We start from the raw sequence: 18,766 nt of genomic DNA, 5'->3' as shown, positions 1-18,766 counted from the left end.
GCTCCCTTTCCGGTGAAATCCGACATAGAGAGACCCATGATTCGCGAGCGATTAAAAGCGGCGCAGATCGCCGCCATGAAGGCCGGCGACAAGCCGCGCACCGCCACCATCCGCCTCATCCAGTCCCAGCTCAAGAACCGCGACATCGAGCTTCGCGGCGCCGAAAAGGCGCCCGAGGATGACGCGCTGGTGACGGAGGTGCTGCAGAAAATGATCAAGCAGCGCCGCGAATCGATCACCATGTACGAGCAGGGCGGCCGCCAGGAGCTGGCCGACGCGGAGAAGGCGGAAGTCGCCGTGATCGAGGACTTCCTCCCCCAGCAGATGAGCGAGGCGGAAGCCAACGCCGCCATCGACCAGATCATCGCCGAAACCGGCGCCAGCTCGATCAAGGACATGGGCAAGGTCATGGCCGTCCTGAAAGAGCGCCACGCGGGCGAGATCGACATGGCCAAGGCGAGCGGGATGGTGAAGGCGCGATTGGGCTAATCTCCCCTCCCGCTTGCGGGAGGGGGTAGGGGGAGGGCCTGTGACCAAAAGAAAGCCCTACACCGACAAGGCCTCCAACCGCCCGACCGCCCGCTCGCGCGAACTCCGCCGAAACATGATCCCCGCCGAACGCCGGCTTTGGTCAAGGATTCGGGCGCGCCAAATTGTCGACACACGTTTCAACACCAAGTTCCCGATCGGGCCCTTCATCTGCGATTTCGTGTCGCGGGGCCCAAAGCTGATTATAGAAGTAGATGGCGGGCAGCACGCGGAGCAGGCGAAAACGGGTGCCGGGCGGACCGCTTATCTGAAGTCTGAAGGTTATCGCGTGATCAGGTTCTGGAACAACGATGTGCTCGAAAACACCGACGGCGTGGTTCAGGTGATCGAGCGTGCGTTGCTGGACAGGCCCTCCCCAACCCCTCCCGCAGGCGGGAGGGGAGATAAATGAGCCTCTCCCCCCAATTCCTCGACGAACTCCGCGCCCGCACCGCGCTCTCGTCCCTTATACAGAAACAGCTGAAGCTCACCCGCGCCGGTCGCGAATTCAAAGCCTGCTGCCCGTTCCACAGCGAGAAGACCCCCAGCTTCTACGTCAATGACGAGAAAGGCTTCTATCACTGCTTCGGCTGCCAGGCGCATGGCGACGCCATTTCGTGGCTGACCGATGCCCAGGGCCTCGGCTTCATGGACGCGGTGAAAGAGCTGGCCGACGCTGCGGGGATGGACGTGCCCGCGCCAGACCCGCGAGCCCAGGCCAAGGCGGAGCGCGCGGCCGGGCTATACGAAGTCATGGAAGCGGCGGCCCGCTGGTTCACCGAACAGCTGGGCGGCGTAGAGGGCGGCCCGGCCCGCGACTATCTCGAGCTGCGCGGCATCGACGAGGCGACGCGGCGCAAGTTCGGCTTCGGTTTCGCGCCGGACGCGCGCGGCAAGCTGAAAAGCGCCCTCAAGGCCTTCGGCAACGACAAGCTGGTCGAGGCCGGACTGCTGATCCTCCCCGAGGAGGGGAAGGAACCGTACGACCGCTTCCGGGGCCGGCTCACCTTCCCGATCCGCGACGCGCGCGGCCGCTGCATCGCGTTCAGCGCGCGCATCCTCGGCGCCGGCGAGCCCAAATATCTGAACTCGCCCGATACGCCTTTGTTCGACAAGGGCCGCACCCTGTTCAATCTCGACAAGGCGGGGCCCGCCAGCCGGGCCGCCGGGCGGGTGATCGTCGTCGAAGGCCAGATGGACGTGATCGCCCTCGACCGCGCCGGGATCGGCGAGGGGGTGGCCCCGCTCGGCACCGCCCTAACCGAAGGGCAACTCGGGCTGCTCTGGCGGCTCGCGCCCTCCCCCATCCTCTGCTTCGACGGCGACGCGGCCGGGCAGAAGGCCGGAGTCCGCGCCGCCCTCCGCGCCCTTCCCCATGTCAGCCCGGGCCGCTCGCTGGGTTTCGTCACCCTGCCGCCGGGCCAGGATCCCGACGATCTCCTCCGCGCCAAAGGCCGCGCCGCGCTCGAAGAGCTGCTCGAAAAGCCGGAATCCCTGGTCGACCGGCTCTGGCGCCACGAAAGCATATCCGAGACCCTCGCCACGCCCGAACAGCGCGCCGGCCTCAAGCGCCGCCTCCTCGACCACGTCTCCGCGATCGGCGATCCCGACGTGCGCGACCAGTATCGCCACGATCTGCTGGAGCGGTTCAACACCCTCACTCGCCCCAAACGCGAACCCTGGAGCCCGAAGCAGCCTTGGGCGAAAGGCGGCAAGTTCGTGCCTCAACGCCCGACTTCGCCGCAGGCCCGGGCGGTCGGCACGGGCGGCCTCGGCGGCCAGACCGGGCGCGCGGTACTCCACGGATTGCTGCGCTTTCCGGACGTCATCGGGGGGCACGCCGAGGCGATTGCCGCTCTTCCGCTTGCCGAAAAAGCCGCCGCCGGGCTCCGCGCCGCGCTGCTCGATGCGGCCCTCCATCACGGCGAGCTTGATCAGGAGGGCCTGAATACCATATTGGCGCAGACGGGCGCGGCGGCTCTCATGGAGGAGCTGCGCTTAAAGCAAGGTTTGGCCTTTTCCTTTATCCGACGTGACGCCGACCCGGAACGTGCTCGCCGCGATCTCGTTCTGGTCATCGAGACTTTGGCGGCACGGCCAGGACTTGACGCGGCGCTCGAGGCGGCGACCACGCGGTTGAAGGAAGAAGGCGACGAAGCCGCTTTCGCGGAGCAGCAACGGCTCCGGGCGGCGCGGGATGAAGCGGACAGCCGGCTCGCGGCCCTGATCGAGGGCGACGCGGCCGACCTGGCGAATTGATTAAGGCGTGCGAATGGCGAAGACGAATACGGCCGAGACGAACGAAAAGACCGAGAGCGGCGATGCGCCCCTCATCGACCTCAACGAGGCCTCCCTCAAGAAGCTGGTCGCCCGCGCCAAAAAGCGCGGCTACATCACCTATGACGAGCTCAACAAGGGCCTGCCCCAGGACCAGATGGCCTCCGAGCAGATCGAGGACGTGATGTCGGCTCTGTCCGAGATGGGCATCAACGTCGTCGAGAATGAGGAGGGCGACGAGGAGGAGCAGGAGGCCGATCCGGGCGTCGAGGAAGTCGATGCCGGCGACAGCCAGACCTTCGTCGTCGAGAAGAAGAAGGAGACGGTCGACCGCACCGACGATCCCGTCCGCATGTACCTGCGCGAGATGGGCGCCGTCGAATTGCTCTCTCGCGAGGGCGAGATCGCCATCGCCAAGCGCATCGAGGCCGGCCGCGACACGATGATCTGGGGCCTGTGCGAGAGCCCGATCACCTTCAACGCCATCATCGAATGGTCGCACGCCCTCAACGAGGGCAACATGCAGCTGCGCGAAATCCTCGATCTCGACGCCATGCTCTCCAAGGGCCCGACCCCAGAGCAGGTCGAAGGTGACGAATCCGGCGAGGACGGTGACATTTCCGAAAAGACCGCCGGCCCCTCCTACAAGGAGGAAGAGGAGGTCGAGGACGAGCCCGAGGCCGGCGCCGAGGACGAGGAGGACAGCCTCGTCGAGCGCCGCACCCCGCGCCAGACCGACGATGACGAGGAGGACAACACCCTCTCCCTCGCCCAGATGGAGGAGGCGCTAAAGCCCCAGGCGCTGGAAAAATTCGCCACCATCACCTCGCTGTTCAAGAAATTCTCGAAGCTCCAGACCTCCCGCATGGACGCGATGGGCGCCGGCCAGGATTTCCCCAAGGCCGACGAGAACAAATACCAGAAGCTGCGCGAGCAGCTCACCGCCGAGGTCGAGAGCGTCCAGTTCCACGGCGCCAAGATCGAATATCTCGTCGACCAGCTCTACAGCTACAACCGTCGCCTCACCGCGCTCGGCGGCCAGATGCTGCGCCTCGCCGAGCGCCACAAGGTGCCGCGGAAAGCCTTCCTCGAATCCTATATGGGCCACGAGCTCGACGAGAGCTGGTCGGAGCGCGTCTGCAAGACCGACAAGAAATGGGCCGCCTTCTGCGCCGAGGAAGCCGCCGCGATCGAGCGCATCCGCACCGAGATCGCCGAGATCGCCCTGGCCACCGGCATGAGCCTCGCCGAATTCCGCCGCATCGTGAACCAGGTCCAGAAGGCCGAGCGGGAGGCCCGCATCGCCAAGAAGGAAATGGTCGAGGCGAACCTGCGCCTCGTCATCTCCATCGCGAAAAAATATACGAACAGGGGCCTGCAATTCCTTGATCTTATTCAGGAAGGTAATATCGGCCTCATGAAGGCGGTCGATAAGTTCGAATACCGCCGCGGCTACAAGTTCTCGACCTACGCCACCTGGTGGATTCGCCAGGCGATCACCCGCTCGATCGCCGACCAGGCCCGCACCATCCGCATCCCGGTCCACATGATCGAGACGATCAACAAGCTGGTCCGCACCTCCCGCCAGATCCTCCACGAAATCGGCCGCGAGCCGACTCCGGAGGAGCTGGCCGAGCGCCTCTCCATGCCGCTCGAAAAGGTCCGCAAGGTGATGAAGATCGCCAAGGAGCCGATCAGCCTCGAAACCCCCATCGGCGACGAGGAAGACAGCCATTTGGGCGACTTCATCGAGGACAAGAACGCGGTCATCCCGGTGGACGCCGCCATCCAGGCCAACCTCAAGGAGACCGTCACCCGGGTCCTCGCCTCCCTCACCCCCCGCGAGGAACGCGTCCTGCGCATGCGCTTCGGCATCGGCATGAACACCGATCACACGCTGGAGGAAGTCGGCCAGCAATTCAGCGTCACCCGCGAACGCATCCGCCAGATCGAGGCCAAGGCGCTGAGGAAGCTGAAGCATCCGAGCCGCAGCCGGAAGATGCGGAGTTTCCTGGATCAATAGCCAAGCGGCCGAGCATAAGCTCTGATTTGCGCAGCAAATCCGAGCTTATGTCGAAGAGACCGCGCAGGCCGGCCGACGGGTCAGCAAGGCTGAACCCGATCGACGTCACGGGATTCACTCCCGTGACGGCCTCTTCTCTTCAACACCCCGCCTCATCGCTCTTACCCTCACCCCACAAACTCCGTCCCCGCCCCCACCCGTTCGAACGTGATGTTGACCGATCGCGCACCCTTTGGCCGGGTGCGGTGGAGGACGCCCCGCGGCACCGTCAGCATCTGGCCCGGCTTCAAGATGACCTCGCCGGCTTCGAACTCGATGACCAGCTCGCCTTCGAGAACGGCGAAGGTTTCATCCGAGTCCGGGTGGCGATGCCAGGGAAAGCCGGAGGTCATGACGCTCAGGCGAATCTCATGATCGTTCACCGTCGCGATGCTTCGGTTGTCGTACGCGTCGGTGACCGCGCCGCTGATCACGAGGGGTTCGACGGGCGAAGGGATGGCCGGGGGTTCCGCTGACATGGACCGAAAGGTCGCCCGTCCCGAGCGGGATTGCCAACTAAAATCCCGGGTCGGTCGATAAGGCCGAATTATATGGCCCGGACGCTCACTCCCACGAAGAAACGCTTAGCACCACGGATGCGGGTATACGGGCATTGGCGAAATTTCCCAACAATTGGTGGCGCATCTCACTACATCAGCGCCCGCGCCGAACCCTTATCCCCATCAACCCCCTGAAAGCCCCCGCCTTCCCCAATCTGGCACGGCTCCTGCTCTACACCCCGCAACCAACTCAACAGGAGCCCCAACATGCCAACCGCCCAGCCTTCCCTCATCGCCCGCGACGACACTTTCTTCGGCGTGTGCCAGGCGATCGGCGACGATTTCGGTTTCAATCCCATCTGGCTGCGGCTGGCGCTTCCTCTGCTGCTCTTCTTCAACCCGGTCGTGACCCTCGCCGGCTATGCGGCGGCCGGTGCGGTCGTTTTCGTGTCTCGCTGGGTCTATCCGGAGCCGCGCCAGGCCGCCGACGTCGAGGCCCACGCGGAGCCCGAGCCGGTCGAGGCCGAGCAGGATTGGGTGCGGTTGGCTGCGTGATCCGGCGGCGATTTATCGCCGCCGCTCCGCGTCAACTCCAATGTAGGTCGCACGGCGTCATCCGCGGTGACAGAGCAAATTGGGGTAGTCCGCGACCAGCTGTCCAGCGACGTTCTACCCGTGATCGAAGAGGTGACAAAAATTGCCGACGATATGGCCGCTCTGCTCCCTCTCTTTGTCAAAGGGAGCAGCATAACCGGCCTTTTCCTCCCCACAGAGCATTCCGCTACGTTCAAAGCACTTGCTATAGAAGCGAAATCAATTCTCGACGAGGAACTTGGTAGAGCCAACGAATAGTCGGTAAACCTGCTCCACGCCGTGAATTCCGGCGCCAGCAGCTTAGTAGGGGCCATCCTATGCGTCTGTAGAAGAGGCGTCGAAGATTGTTGTCGCTGTTGAGCGCACGATCCAGCTGCTGAAATGGAAGCGAAAGGAAGCAAACTAGGCTCGCGCGAAGCTAGACAAGATGGTGGCCAGTCTTCAGGAGAGAAAGCGTGAATTGATGGTCAAGTACGGGCGCTCTAACAGCAACCAAAGGTGACCTCCCCCCTGTTGTGAAGCTTACACTTCGGCCTCACAACACTCGGCTCCGCCCTCTCCTTCCCCAGAAGCAACTCCGTAATCCCCACACCATCGCATCCGCCCGGTCCGGCAACGCGCCGGGTCCCTCATAACCCCCGCCCGCGATCATCCCCATCATCTCCGCTTCCAGCTCGGGGAAGCGGCCGTGCAGCCATACCTACCACCACGGTCCGCCGACCTTCCGCCTGCCCCGGTTTCTCGAGCCGCCGCGCCCCGCCGCCTTCGCCATCCGCGCCTCCCGCAGTTCTTGGTATGTTCTATTTTTGGGCGGAAATGTCAAGGGAATTATCCTATATGGTTATACATTACGAGGGCGGGCGGCGGGCGCGGGGCGGCGGCAAGTCGTTGGTTCGAAGGGGCCACGGCAAGTTTTCCACAGCTTTCTGCGCCCCTAACGCCGCGTAAACCTCGTTTTTACGCCAATCGGTTTAGGTAGATGGTGGATAAGGCCGCGGACTTCGGGTTTATCGTTTCGGGAGGGCCTCACATGGCTTCAGCATCGGTCGGTCTTGCAGGCGGCATTCGCGCCGGCGAGCTGTTGCTGGGCTGCGCGGCCGCCCAGGGCAGCGCGGCGCATGCCTGGCTCACCTCCGACCCGCTGCTGAAAGGCCCGGACGCGGCCCGCAACCTGGCCGACGCGGTGCATTTCCTCGGCGCCCTTCACGGCCGCTATCCGGGCGTGGTCGACCACGCCTCCAACCGCTGCGTCGATGCCGGGGCACGGCGCTGGCTGGCGGACGCGACCTATGCCTTCGCCGCCGAGCGCGCCTATCTCGCGCGGCTCGCCGTCGCCGCCGGGCCGCTTCCCAGCACCCCGGGATCGGGCGACAGCGAAGGCGCCGTGCTCGGGCAGCGTCACGCGATGGAGATGCTGTCGCAGTCGGAGCGGAACGGCTGCGCCCTGGGCGCGGCGATGGCGGTCGTCATCGACTGGAGCGCGATCCGCGGCGTGCTCGACACGGCCGCGCGGCGTTTCGGCGTCGAAAGCCCGGTCTGGCCGTTCACCGATCCGGCCGCAATCCATCTCCTCGCCGACAGCTTCGCGACCTCGCCGTCGGTCCAGCGCGCCATGTATTTCGGCGCCGAGCAGGTCGTCATCCAGCATTTCGGGCTGTGGGATCTCCTCGAGGCGAGAGCCCAGGCGCGTGGCGCCTAGCGGGAGTTGCGCGCACCCGGCCCCTCCCCTATTCGCGGGCCATGCGTTTCGAAGGCACCAAAAGCTATGTTGCGACCGACGACCTCAAGGTCGCGGTCAACGCCGCGGTGGCGCTGCGCCGCCCGCTCCTCGTCAAGGGCGAGCCCGGCACCGGCAAGACCATCCTCGCCCACGAGATCGCCGACGCAATCGGCGCCCCCCTCATCGAATGGCACGTCAAGTCGACCACCAAAGCCCACCAAGGCCTCTACGAATATGACGCGGTGGCGCGGCTGCGGGACGGGCAACTGGGCGACGAGCGGGTCCACGACATTGCCAACTACATCAAGCGCGGCAAGCTCTGGGACGCGTTCACCTCGCCGCGCCTGCCGGTGCTGCTGATCGACGAGATCGACAAGGCCGATATCGAGTTCCCGAACGACCTCCTCCAGGAGCTCGACCGGATGGAGTTCCACGTCTATGAGACCGGCGAGACGGTGAAGGCGGCCGAGCGCCCGATCGTCGTCATCACGTCGAACAACGAGAAGGAGCTGCCGGACGCTTTCCTGCGCCGCTGCTTCTTCCACTACATCGCCTTTCCCGATCGGGCGACGATGCAGGCGATCATCGACGTGCACTTCCCCGGCATCCAGAAGATGCTGGTTTCGAAGGCGATGGACGTTTTTTACGAGGTGCGGGAGGTTCCCGGCCTCAAGAAGAAGCCGTCGACCAGCGAGCTGATCGACTGGCTGAAGCTGCTGCTGCACGAGGACATGCCGCTCGACGTCCTCCAGTCGCGCGATCCCAAGAAGGCTATCCCGCCCCTCCACGGCGCGCTGCTCAAGAACGAGCAGGACGTGATGCTGTTCGAGCGGCTGGCCTTCATGAGCCGGCGGAGCGTATAGCCGGGAGGCTTGACCCTGACATGGTGTCAGACATTATCTGGTCGTGGTGAGGAGAATTCTTGCCATGAATCAGGCCCGAGCGATCAAGCACGACCATCATCATGACTGCTGCTCCGCGAGCTCCGGACCACGGCCCATAGCGGACGCGCCGGAAGGGGCGATCTGGACCTGCCCGATGCATCCGGAAATCCAGCAGGTCGGGCCCGGCAACTGCCCGATTTGCGGCATGGCGCTGGAACCGATGGAGCCTTCGCTCGACGAGGGTCCGAACCCGGAGTTGGTCGATTTCACGCGGCGGCTGAAGGTCGCGGCCGTCCTCGCCGTGCCGCTGCTCTTCCTGGCGATGGGCGCGGAGATGCTGGGCTTGGGACTGTTCAGCCCGCAGGTTTCGGCCTGGGTTCAGCTCGCGCTTACCGCGCCGATCGTGCTATGGGCCGGCGCGCCGTTCTTCGAGCGGGGCTGGGCGTCGCTCAAGAGCCGCCATTTCAACATGTTCACCTTGATCGCCATCGGCGTCGGCGCGGCGTTCCTCTACAGCCTCGTCGCCACGCTCGCGCCCGATATCTTCCCCGCCGGCTTCCGCACCCATGGCGGCGGCGTGCCCGTCTATTATGAAGCGGCCGGCGTGGTGGTCACGCTGGTGCTGCTCGGCCAGGTGCTGGAGCTTCGCGCCCGCGCCGCGACCGGACGCGCCATCCGCGCCCTGCTCAACCTCGCGCCGAAAACAGCGCGGCGGATTCGCGACGATGGCTCCGAAGAGGAGGTCGAGCTGGACGCCGTCCATGGCGGCGATCGACTCCGTGTCCGTCCCGGCGAGGCCGTGCCGGTCGACGGCGTCGTGCTCGACGGACGTTCTTCGGTGGACGAATCGATGCTGACCGGCGAACCGGTGCCGGTCGCCAAGGAAAAGGACTCCACCGTCGCCGCCGGCACGGTCAACGGCCGCGGCAGCCTGGTCATCGAGGCGCGGGCCGTCGGTTCGGAAACGATGCTCGCCGGCATCGTCCGCATGGTCGCCGAGGCGCAGCGCAGCCGCGCGCCCATCCAGGCCGTCGCCGACCGCATCGCGGGCTGGTTCGTGCCCCTCGTGCTCGTGCTCGCCGCCGGGACGTTCGTGGTCTGGAGCCTCGTCGGCCCCGAGCCGGCGATGGGGCACGGTCTCCTCAACGCCATCGCCGTCCTCATAATCGCCTGTCCCTGTGCGCTGGGCCTCGCCACACCCATGTCGATCATGGTCGCGACCGGGCGCGGCGCCCATGTCGGCGTGCTCGTCAAACATGCCGAGGCGTTGCAGGGACTGGAAAAGGTGGACACGCTCGTCGTCGACAAGACGGGCACCTTGACCGAAGGCAAGCCCGCTCTCGCCGCGATCGAAACGGTGAACGGCTTCGCCGACCGGGAGCTGCTGTCGCTCGCCGCCTCTGTTGAGCAGCCATCGGAGCACCCCCTCGCCCACGCGATCGTGGTCGCAGCGGCCGAGAAGGGCGAGATCGCCCCGGCCGAGGACTTCGATTCACAGACCGGTTTGGGCGTCAGCGCCAACGTCGGCGGGCGCTCGGTCGTCGTCGGCAACAAGGCCCAGATGAAGCGGGTTGGCGTCGATCCGTCACCGCTATCGGTGACAGCCGACGAACGCCGCCGCAATGGCGCGGGCGTGATGTTTGTGGCCGTGGATGGCAAGCTCGCGGGACTCCTCGCCGTCGCGGACCCCGTTCGCGCCAACGCCCATCAGGCGATGGCCGACCTCCACCGCGAGGGCATCCGCGTCATCATGCTGACCGGCGACAACCCGATCACCGCCGACGCCGTGGCGCGGCAGGTCGGAGTCGATGAGGTCCATGCTGAGATGAGGCCCGGGGACAAGGCCGATTTCGTTGCCCGCCTCAAGGCCTCCGGCGCCCGCGTCGCCATGGCCGGCGATGGCATCAACGACGCCCCCGCCCTCGCTGCCGCCGATGTCGGCCTCGCCATGGGCACCGGCACCGACGTCGCCATCGAAAGCGCCGGCATCACGCTCACCCGCGGCGACCTTTCCGCCGTCGTCCGCGCCCGGCGTCTCGCCGATGCGACGATGCGGAACGTGCGGCAGAACCTGTTCTTCTCGTTCCTGTTCAACGGCATCGGCCTGCCGATCGCCGCTGGTATACTTTACCCGCCGTTCGGCACCCTGATGTCGCCGATGTTCGCGGGAGCGGCGATGGCGCTTTCGTCGGTGACCGTGGTAGCCAACGCGCTGAGGCTCAACAGGGTGAGGCTATGAATATCGGCGCGGCCTCGAAGGCGAGCGGCGTCTCGCAGCGGATGATCCGCCACTATGAGAAGATCGGCCTCATCCCCGCGCCGCCGCGCCGCGACTCGGGCTATCGCGACTATGCGCCGGCCGACGTCGCCCGCCTCCGCTTTATCGCCAACGCCCGCGACCTCGGCTTTCCGATCGAGGAGATCGGGCGGCTTCTCTCGCTCTGGTCGGACAAGGAGCGCGCCAGCGCCGAGGTGAAGGCGCTCGCCCTCGCCCGCGCCGAGGAACTGCATCGGAAGGCGGAGGCGCTGGAGGCTATGCGGGCATCCCTGCTCGACCTTGCCGAAAAATGCCACGGCAACGATCGCCCGGATTGCCCCATCATAGAAAGGCTTGCTACGCCCTCTCCCCAGTAGAGGGAGCATCCCAAATGAGTTGGGCGCGGGTTTCGGCGAAGGTTCACAAATGGCTGGCGCTGCTGATGGCGATCCAGATCCTGTTCTGGTTCGTCAGCGGGCTGTTCTTCGCCATCGCGCCGATCGAGACGGTACGGAGCGAGCATCGCATCGCCGAGTTGCCGATCCAGCCGGTCTCCCTCAGCACCGCCGCCATCGGCCTCCAGCGGATCGCGGGATCGCAGGCGGCCGCGGCGGACAAGATCGAGCTCCGCAGCCTGCTGGACAAGCCGGTGGCCCTGGTCAGCAACGGCGAAGCGCGTCCCCGCCTCTACAATCTTTCCACCGGGCAGCAGATTTCCCCCATCCCCGCTTCCATGGCCGTGGCCATCGCCGAGCGCGACCATGACGGGGACGAGCGGGCGGCGCGCGTCAGCCAGGTGACCGAGAACACCACCGAATATCGCGGCCCCCTCCCCGCCTGGCGGATCGATTTCGAGGACGGCGCCAACCGCGCCCTCTATGTCGCCGCCGACACCGGCGCGGTCACGGCGCGGCGATCGACTCTGTGGCGCACCTTCGACTTCCTCTGGTCGCTCCACATCATGGACTTCAAGAATCACGAGGACTTCAACACGCCGCTGCTCATCATCTCGACGGCGCTGGCGCTGATCGTGATCGTCACCGGAATCATCATGTTCCCGAGCCGCTTCGGCTATCACGGCTGGCGGAAACGCCGGAAGGCCCGGCGGGAGGCCAGGGCCGCTGAAGCGCGGGCCTAAAGGTTCGCGCCCGCGCGAAGGGGTCGGACTCTCGTTCTGTGGCTCGCGCGTTCAGTAGCGCTCGAGAAGCCGTCGCATCTGAGCGACCTCGCGCCTCTGCGATTCTACAATCTCCCGGCAGAGGTCGATGATTTCCGGGTCGGTGATCGACGCCTGCTCGCACATCAGGATGGCGCCCGAATGGTGCGGGATCATCGACTTCAAAAACTCCTCGTTGCCGATGCCGCCCTGCACGCGCATGGCCCAGAAGCTGCCGGCGAACACCAGCATCGCGACTGTGGCGACGGCGACGTTAAGCGATCTTGAGGGAAACATCGGGCGCATGGTGAGCATCATGATGAGCGCCATCGGCGTCACCATCATCAGCGTCATCCAGAGAGTGTTGTTGTTGAAATAGAAATGATCGAGCGTCGCGATCATCGTGTACATGACGAGGTACATGATGACGAAATGGGCCGCCATCTCGATGCCAAGCGCGCCATAGTGTCCCTTCACTCCGTGGCCCGACTCCCGATGTCCTGCATGTTCCGGCATGAAAGGCCCCTCAATGATGATGGTGTTCATGAACGACGGCATGGTCCTTGCCACGCGCGATCAGCCATCGGTTGACGGGAAAGGCGGCCGCGCCGGCGATCAGGAGCGCGAGCGCGGGCTGCCCCAGAAGAGAAAGCTGTCAAGCCCCGCGTCCATCGCGCCGGGGATGATCAGCATGATCGCGTTGTCGACAATCTCCATGATCGGGACCGAGACGGTGTCGGCCGCGAGAGCCAGCTTCAGTACCGCGCCGAAGGCGAGGCCCGCGCGCACGAGCGGCACCATCGTGAAGGCGTAGCCGAAGAGGAAGGCGAGGATGACGGCGAGCACGATGGTTTGCACATTCGACCAAGCGAGCGCCGTGCCGATCACCATGCCCAGCATTTCGCCGGTCGCGCAGCCGGACAGGCAGTGAACGGTCGCGGTAAAGGCCAGGCGATTGAGCGACATCCCGGCCGAGTGCGCCTGCGCCCGCGCCTCGTCGTGGGTGCTCGTGATCCATGAACCCCTCCGATCGAAATCCGGACCGTCAATCCCGCAGGCCGAAGATGCGCCAACGGAGCGCGCGACTCCGGATGCCACGGGCTCACCACGCCAAGTGATCGACGCCGTGGATCAGCGCGCCGCCATGCCAGCCCTGCACAAGGATGGCGGCCGTCATGGCAACGAGGACGGCCAGCATGACGTTCCCGTGGACGTGCCTCGGCCGAACCAGAACCCATGCCGCCAAGGCGAGGCCGCCAATGCCGATGGCTGTGCCGAGCCAGCGATGCACCGTCATTATCCGATCCTTGTCCCAGAGAGACCAGCCGCCATCGAGCCAGCCGAGGAGCATCGCCACCGGCGCGGTGAGACCACCGGCGAGAATGAGGAAGCGCGTCGCCTCTTGAAATCCGGGTCTCCGGCGTCCGACGACCGCCGTGAACAGGGCCGCCGGCACGAAGGCGAGCGGGAAATGGACGATCGACGGATGTAGCCGCCCAAGCCAGTCGAGCAGCCGCTCGAACGTGGGAGACCGCGCCTCCTCCGTCACCTTCGTTTGCGTTTCGGGTGACGGCGCGGCCGAAGAGCTGGACAACGACTTGGGCGCCTCAGACAGGGCTTCGGCGACTTCGTTACGCTCATGGGCCTTATGCGCCGAGGCGGGCGACACCCCACCGAGCATGAGGCCGACGAACAGTATGGCGACGGCCGCCCAATGCATCAGAGCCAGCTTCTGAGCCCGATCAGGAGGGCCCAGCCGCCGACATCCTCGCCCGCCGTGCGAGCGAAGTCGGCCGTGTCACCGAATTTCCGTTCATATTCGACGCCGATATAGGGCGCGAACTCGGGGGCGAATTCGTAGCGGAGGCGGAGGCCGGCCTCGACCGAGGACAGACCAGCGCCGATGCCCAGCTCGGGCACGTCCTGGGCGGCGAGATCGAATTCGACGAGTGGCTGGAGGATCAGCTTTTGCGTGATCCTCTGGTCATATTCCGCCTCGAAGCGGGCGGTTACATCGCCCTTGTCCGAGAGGAACAGCTGGCCATCCACCTCGAACCAATAGGGGGCGAGGCCCTGGATGCCGAGGACGAGATGGGTGCGCTCCGGGTAGGGGCGGAAATCATGGCGGATGCCGGCCTGGAGGTTGAACCATGGGTCGAGGGCGCGGCTGTAGAGGAGTTGCACCTCGGCCTGTTCCGGGGCTTCGCCGAAGCCGCCCTCGCCTTCGCTTTTGAACCAGATTTTGTGATAGTCGCCGCCGTACCAGCCTTGGCCGTCCCACTTGTAGCCGTCGCGCCCCTCCAGCGCCCGGTATTCGAGCCGGTCGACGAGCACTATGCCCGTGGTGAAGCCGCCATGCTCCTTGATCAGGGCCGTCTCGCGTTTGCGGAGGAAGAGTTCGCGGTCCCAGACGGTCGTCCCGGCATGCTCCGCCCCCTGAAAGGCCTCCGGTGGAGGCGGGGCGACCGGCGGGGCATTCTCGGCGGCCATTCCCGGCATGGCGCGGCCCGCATGCGGGTCGGCGGGCGCTTCCCGGGGCATGACGTGCCCGGCGTGCGGATCCGTGGGCTGCGGCTCCGGCTCGGAGCCCATGTCGTGACCGGCATGCGGATCGGCCGGTTCCGGCGCGGGCGGAGGCGGCATCTCGTGGCCGGCATGCGCGTCCTGCGCGGGCGCGGGAGGGGAAGAATGGCCGGCATGCTGGGCGAGCGCGGCCGAGGGGAAGGCGAACACGGAGGCGCCGAGCGCGATCAGGAAGGGCTTCATGCGACCTCTCCTTCATCGTCCATCGGCCGGATCTTCACCACGTTCATCATGCCGGCGTGCATGTGGTAGAGGAGGTGGCAGTGGAAGGCCCAGTCGCCGGGGGCGTCGGCAGTGAGGTCGAAGCTCGCCTTGCCGCCGGGCATCACGTTCACCGTGTGCTTCACGGGATTGCCGTGCGGCATGCCGGTCACGACCTCGAAAAGATGGCCGTGGATGTGGATGGGGTGACTCATCATGCTGTCATTGATGAGGTTGACGCGGACGCGCTCGCCCAGGGCGAAGCGGATCGGCTCGGCCCCTTCGTTCATCTTCCTGCCGTCAAACGACCACATGAAGCGTTCCATGTTGCCGGTGAGGTGGATGTCGACGCTGCGGGTCGGCTCGCGTGTGTCGTGGAACGGCGTCAGCGGCGCGAGGTCGTGGTAGGTGAGGACGCGGTGCGGCACGTCCTCCAGGCCCAGCGGCCGGTCGCCGGTGCGGTCGACCGGCATCGGCGCGATCATGTCGACGCCGACGCCGACCTTCACGTCGGGCGGAACGAGCGACTTGTCGCGCATGTCGTGGCTCATTCCGTCCATGCCGCCAGTGCCGGAGCCGTGATCCATTTCCTGCATGGAGCCATGACTCATCGCGCCGTGGTCCATCCCACCCATGCCCATGTCCTTCATCGACAGGGTCGGACGTGGCCTTAGCGCCGGAACCGGCGCTTGCATGCCCATGCGCGGCGCCAGCGTCGCCCGACCCAGACCCGAGCGGTCTATCGATTCCGCGACGAGGGTGAAGGCCTTGTCCTCGGTCGGCGTGACGATGGCGTCGTAGGTCTCCGCCACCGAAATCTGGAATTCGTCGACCTCGACGGGCCGCACATTTTGCCCGTCCGCGTTGACCATGGTCATCGGCAGGCCGGGAATGCGGATGTTGAAGATGGTCATGGCCGAGGCGTTGATGAAGCGCAGGCGTACCCGCTCGCCGGGGCGGAAGAGGCCGGTCCAGTTCTCGGCGGGGCCGTGGCCGTTGATGAGGTAGGTATAGGTGAAACCCGTCACGTCGGCGATGTCGGTCGGGTCCATGCGCATGCCGCCCCACATCAGGCGATCGGAGAGGGACATGGCCTCTTCCGGATCGCCCTCGCCTAGCAGGCCGGCGAGCGTCTGCTTCTGACGGTTGAAATAGCCGCCCTGCTTCTTGAGCTTGCCCATCACCTGGTGCGGATGAAGGAAGGTCCAGTCGGACAGGACGATCACATGCTCGCGGTCGGAGGCGACCGGATCGGTATTAACCGGATCGATGACGATCGGGCCGTAATGGCCGATCTGCTCCTGGAGCCCCGAATGGCTGTGATACCAGTAGGTGCCGTTCTGGATGACTGGGAACTCGTAGGTGAAGGTGGTCCTTGGCTGGATGCCCGGGAAGCTGATGCCGGGCACGCCGTCCATGTGGAACGGCAGGATGAAGCCGTGCCAGTGGATGGACGTGTCCTCATCGAGCGCGTTCTCGACGTGGATGCGGGCATTTTGCCCTTCACGCAGACGGATGAGTGGGGCCGGGAGAACGCCGTTCATCGTGATCGCATGGCCGGTGCGGCCGCCGACCGTGAACGGGCTGTGCGCGACCTTGAGGTGTATGTCCTCGCCCGAGAGGATGGGCATTTGTGGGGCGAGGCCAGGGCTTCCCGACTGTGCCCAGGCGGGGAACAATCCGTGAAGCCCGACGCCGAGGCCACCGAGCGCGGCGCCGCGCAGCAGCGCGCGGCGGTCCCATGTGGATATATGGTTCATTTCAAAATCCCGAGGCGGCCGAACGCCGTCCGGCGCGCCTTGTCAGGCCTGACACGATGCCAAGGTCAAGCGCCGGTCGCGAAAGCGTGGGCGGAGGCGCCGAGCCCCCGCCCGGCGCCCGTCAATGCTTCATCTGATGGCCTTCGTGGCCGGCCTTGGACTCGTCGGCCTCGCCGCTTTCCATCGCCTCGCAGCAGTCCATCTTGCCGTTGCCGTCGGCATCCTTGCAGCAGTCCATCATGTGGCCCTCATGCTGGCCCTTTTCATGGCCTTCATGCTCGGTCGTCTTGTGGGCGGCGTGGGGATCGGCGGTGGTCTGCGCGGCGGCGGGAACGGCGATCGTCAGCGCGATCGCGGCAATGAGCGTCTTCATGTCTAAATCTCCTGAAAAGCGTCTGTATCGGGGATTCGCTTCAGGAGGATCGGGGAGGCGGCGTTTCGGCTTCGGGATCGAGGCCGCGGGCTTCGGTCGCCACGAAAGCGCGCGGCAAAGGCGCCGACGCCATCAGCCGCGCCTCGAATCGTGAAGCCAGTGGCGGGATCGCCGCGCAGGCCATCATGCATTCGATGTCGCCGCGTGGCTGGTCCTTCGAAGGCTCGTCCATGCCGGCGCAATGATCCATTCCGGCTTCGGTAGCCATATCATGCGGCATCGCCATCGCCGCGCCGCCGCCGACCATCGTCAGCGGCGCCAGCAGCATGGCCAGTGCGGTCAGGAGCTGAAGGAAGCGCTTCACCGGCGGACAAATAGGCCGCTTGCGACGGGCTGGCAACAGGCGGATCATGCCCCTTGCGGAGCGGCCCGCCCATCGGCCAAGAGCGGCTGGTGACTGTAAAAATCGACATGGGGCTGGACGGTTCGGGCGCGGCCGTCGCGATGGACCTGGAGGAGCTCCTCGCCACCCGCCTCCTGGTCCAGGGCAATTCGGGTTCGGGCAAGTCGCACCTGCTGCGCCGCCTCCTCGAAGGCAGCGCCGGGCTCGTGCAGCAGGTGGTGATCGATCCGGAGGGCGATTTCGTCTCCCTCTCCGACGCCTTCGGCCATGTCGCGATCGAGGCGGCGGATTATAGTTTCGCCGAGATCGCCCGGCTTGCCACTCGGGTGCGGGAGCATCGGGCCTCCGTCGTACTCAATCTGGAGGGGCTCGAGATGGAGGCGCAGATGCGCTGCGCCGCGACCTTCCTCTCCGCTTTGTTCGACGCGCCGCGCGACCATTGGTACCCGGCGCTGGTCGTCGTCGACGAGGCCCAGGTCTTCGCGCCCGCCGCGGCGGGGGAGGTCCCCGACGAGGCCCGTCGCGCGTCATTGGGCGCGATGACCAACCTGATGTGCCGGGGTAGGAAGCGCGGGCTGGCCGGAGTGATCGCCACGCAGCGGCTCGCCAAGCTCGCCAAGAACGTGGCGGCCGAGGCGTCCAACTTCCTGATGGGCCGCACTTTCCTCGATATCGACATGGCGCGCGCGGCCGATCTGCTCGGCATGGAGCGGCGGCAGGCCGAGGTCATCCGAGACCTTGAACGCGGCCATTTCCTGGCGCTCGGTCCCGCCGTCTCCCGCCGCCCCATCAGCGTGCGCATCGGCGAGGTGAAGACCGCCGCCCGCAGCGGCAGCCCCAAGCTGGTGCCACTCCCGTCCGCCGCCGAGGATATGGAGAGTCTTCTCCTCGCCCCCGCGCCCGAGGAAGCGCTTCCCCCACCGCCGCCACCCGCGCTCGTCCCGGCCGACGACCTGATCCCGGCGCCCGAGTCAGCCCGCGCGGCGCCCTCCCTTCCGACCTTCGACGAGGGGGAGCAGGAGGCCATCGTCTCCCGGATCCTGCGCGAGCTGACCGAGGAGCCGGGCTCGACCTTCCAGCCCGTTCCGGCTCTCTATCAGGATTTCGTGCTCCGCTGCCGGATGCGGCGCCTGGGTCTGCCGCCACTCGACCTCGCCGGCTTCCGCCGCCGCCTCGCGATGGCGCGAGCCGGCATTCTCGATCTGTGTGAGGAATGGGAGCCTACTCTCGCTATCGGCGCGGAGCTGCCGGAGGACATACTGGCGCCCTTCCTCCTTGTCGCCCGGGCTGCGCGGGAGGGCTCGCCCTGCCCATCGGACGAAGCCTTGGCCGAGGCCTATGGCACCAGTTCCCCCGCGCGCGTCCGTAGACTCCTCGCCTGGATGGAGGAGCGGCAGATCATCGCCTCGCGCACCGACCTTTCCGGGAGGCGTTCCATCGCCATTCCCCGCCTTGGCTGGACCACCGC

19 protein-coding genes are annotated in these 18,766 nt (G+C 66.0%); 11 read left to right on the top strand and 8 right to left on the bottom strand.

Features of this window, described 5'->3' with window-relative positions; genetic code table 11:
* The first annotated feature begins 36 nt into the window (after nucleotides 1–36).
* From VIR62_RS10890 to rpoD, 4 genes are read left to right on the top strand one after another with little or no spacing between them, the layout of a single operon-like run.
* Nucleotides 37–489: a GatB/YqeY domain-containing protein gene (locus VIR62_RS10890; protein ID WP_431871206.1), complete on the top strand. Its 453-nt coding sequence runs from the start codon at nucleotides 37–39 to the stop codon at nucleotides 487–489.
* A gap of 40 nt (nucleotides 490–529) precedes the next feature.
* Entirely contained in the window at nucleotides 530–940 is a 411-nt protein-coding gene (locus VIR62_RS10885) for an endonuclease domain-containing protein (RefSeq protein WP_431871205.1), read from the top strand.
* The gene (gene dnaG / locus VIR62_RS10880; protein WP_431871203.1) at nucleotides 937–2,787 is read left to right on the top strand and encodes a DNA primase; all 1,851 of its coding nucleotides are present in this window, start codon (nucleotides 937–939) and stop codon (nucleotides 2,785–2,787) included. The genes VIR62_RS10885 and dnaG overlap by 4 nt, the downstream gene beginning before the upstream one ends.
* A gap of 13 nt (nucleotides 2,788–2,800) precedes the next feature.
* A complete protein-coding gene (gene rpoD / locus VIR62_RS10875) occupies nucleotides 2,801–4,828 on the top strand; it encodes an RNA polymerase sigma factor RpoD (RefSeq protein WP_431871202.1) in 2,028 nt (675 codons plus the stop codon).
* A gap of 167 nt (nucleotides 4,829–4,995) precedes the next feature.
* On the opposite strand, the gene VIR62_RS10870 is transcribed toward rpoD, so the two are convergent.
* Complete coding sequence (locus VIR62_RS10870; RefSeq protein ID WP_431871200.1) at nucleotides 4,996–5,346, bottom strand: cupin domain-containing protein; 351 nt, start codon at nucleotides 5,344–5,346, stop codon at nucleotides 4,996–4,998.
* Between the two features lie 288 nt (nucleotides 5,347–5,634).
* Here VIR62_RS10870 and VIR62_RS10865 point away from each other — a divergent pair, with 288 nt between their 5' ends.
* The 6 genes from VIR62_RS10865 to VIR62_RS10840 all read left to right on the top strand — a co-directional run bounded on the left by VIR62_RS10865 (nucleotide 5,635) and on the right by VIR62_RS10840 (nucleotide 11,960).
* Entirely contained in the window at nucleotides 5,635–5,922 is a 288-nt protein-coding gene (locus VIR62_RS10865; protein WP_431871198.1) for a PspC domain-containing protein, read from the top strand.
* A 1,069-nt stretch (nucleotides 5,923–6,991) separates the two neighbouring features.
* The gene (locus VIR62_RS10860; RefSeq protein ID WP_431871197.1) at nucleotides 6,992–7,660 is read left to right on the top strand and encodes a DUF6975 family protein; all 669 of its coding nucleotides are present in this window, start codon (nucleotides 6,992–6,994) and stop codon (nucleotides 7,658–7,660) included.
* Between the two features lie 41 nt (nucleotides 7,661–7,701).
* Entirely contained in the window at nucleotides 7,702–8,544 is an 843-nt protein-coding gene (locus VIR62_RS10855) for an AAA family ATPase (protein ID WP_431871195.1), read from the top strand.
* Nucleotides 8,545–8,608: 64 nt separating this feature from the next.
* Nucleotides 8,609–10,804, top strand: coding sequence for a copper-transporting P-type ATPase (locus tag VIR62_RS10850; protein ID WP_431871193.1), 2,196 nt, complete (start codon nucleotides 8,609–8,611; stop codon nucleotides 10,802–10,804).
* On the top strand, nucleotides 10,801–11,199 hold the full coding sequence (gene cueR, locus VIR62_RS10845; RefSeq protein WP_431871191.1) for a Cu(I)-responsive transcriptional regulator: 399 nt from the start codon (nucleotides 10,801–10,803) through the stop codon (nucleotides 11,197–11,199). The genes VIR62_RS10850 and cueR overlap by 4 nt, the downstream gene beginning before the upstream one ends.
* Before the next feature lie 14 nt (nucleotides 11,200–11,213).
* Nucleotides 11,214–11,960: a PepSY domain-containing protein gene (locus tag VIR62_RS10840; protein WP_431871189.1), complete on the top strand. Its 747-nt coding sequence runs from the start codon at nucleotides 11,214–11,216 to the stop codon at nucleotides 11,958–11,960.
* A 51-nt stretch (nucleotides 11,961–12,011) separates the two neighbouring features.
* Here the strand turns inward: VIR62_RS10840 and VIR62_RS10835 are convergent, their stop codons facing one another.
* From VIR62_RS10835 to VIR62_RS10805, 7 genes are all read right to left on the bottom strand, one after another.
* On the bottom strand, nucleotides 12,012–12,524 hold the full coding sequence (locus tag VIR62_RS10835; protein ID WP_431871187.1) for a DUF305 domain-containing protein: 513 nt from the start codon (nucleotides 12,522–12,524) through the stop codon (nucleotides 12,012–12,014).
* Between the two features lie 69 nt (nucleotides 12,525–12,593).
* Nucleotides 12,594–12,944, bottom strand: a complete 351-nt coding sequence (locus VIR62_RS10830; protein WP_431871185.1) for a DUF4396 domain-containing protein — start codon at nucleotides 12,942–12,944, stop codon at nucleotides 12,594–12,596.
* A gap of 136 nt (nucleotides 12,945–13,080) precedes the next feature.
* A complete protein-coding gene (locus tag VIR62_RS10825) occupies nucleotides 13,081–13,698 on the bottom strand; it encodes a DUF2231 domain-containing protein (RefSeq protein ID WP_431871183.1) in 618 nt (205 codons plus the stop codon).
* Nucleotides 13,698–14,744 carry a copper resistance protein B gene (locus tag VIR62_RS10820; protein WP_431871181.1) on the bottom strand — a complete coding sequence of 349 codons (1,047 nt, stop codon included), beginning with the start codon at nucleotides 14,742–14,744 and terminating at the stop codon, nucleotides 13,698–13,700. The genes VIR62_RS10825 and VIR62_RS10820 overlap by 1 nt, the downstream gene beginning before the upstream one ends.
* A complete protein-coding gene (locus VIR62_RS10815) occupies nucleotides 14,741–16,522 on the bottom strand; it encodes a copper resistance system multicopper oxidase (protein ID WP_431871179.1) in 1,782 nt (593 codons plus the stop codon). The genes VIR62_RS10820 and VIR62_RS10815 overlap by 4 nt, the downstream gene beginning before the upstream one ends.
* 121 nt (nucleotides 16,523–16,643) lie before the next feature.
* The gene (locus tag VIR62_RS10810) at nucleotides 16,644–16,895 is read right to left on the bottom strand and encodes a hypothetical protein (RefSeq protein WP_431871177.1); all 252 of its coding nucleotides are present in this window, start codon (nucleotides 16,893–16,895) and stop codon (nucleotides 16,644–16,646) included.
* Between the two features lie 40 nt (nucleotides 16,896–16,935).
* Nucleotides 16,936–17,307 carry a hypothetical protein gene (locus tag VIR62_RS10805; RefSeq protein WP_431871176.1) on the bottom strand — a complete coding sequence of 124 codons (372 nt, stop codon included), beginning with the start codon at nucleotides 17,305–17,307 and terminating at the stop codon, nucleotides 16,936–16,938.
* 41 nt (nucleotides 17,308–17,348) lie between these two features.
* Between VIR62_RS10805 and VIR62_RS10800 the strand changes: the two genes are divergently transcribed.
* Nucleotides 17,349–18,766, top strand: a 1,418-nt coding sequence (locus VIR62_RS10800) for a helicase HerA domain-containing protein (RefSeq protein ID WP_431871175.1), incomplete at its 3' end; no start/stop codon positions are given.

The organism is Allosphingosinicella sp. (assembly GCF_036570505.1).
GTDB lineage: Bacteria > Pseudomonadota > Alphaproteobacteria > Sphingomonadales > Sphingomonadaceae > Allosphingosinicella.
The sequence above is the reverse complement of the archived record's forward strand: the minus strand, read 5'-3'. Positions and strand labels throughout refer to the sequence as shown.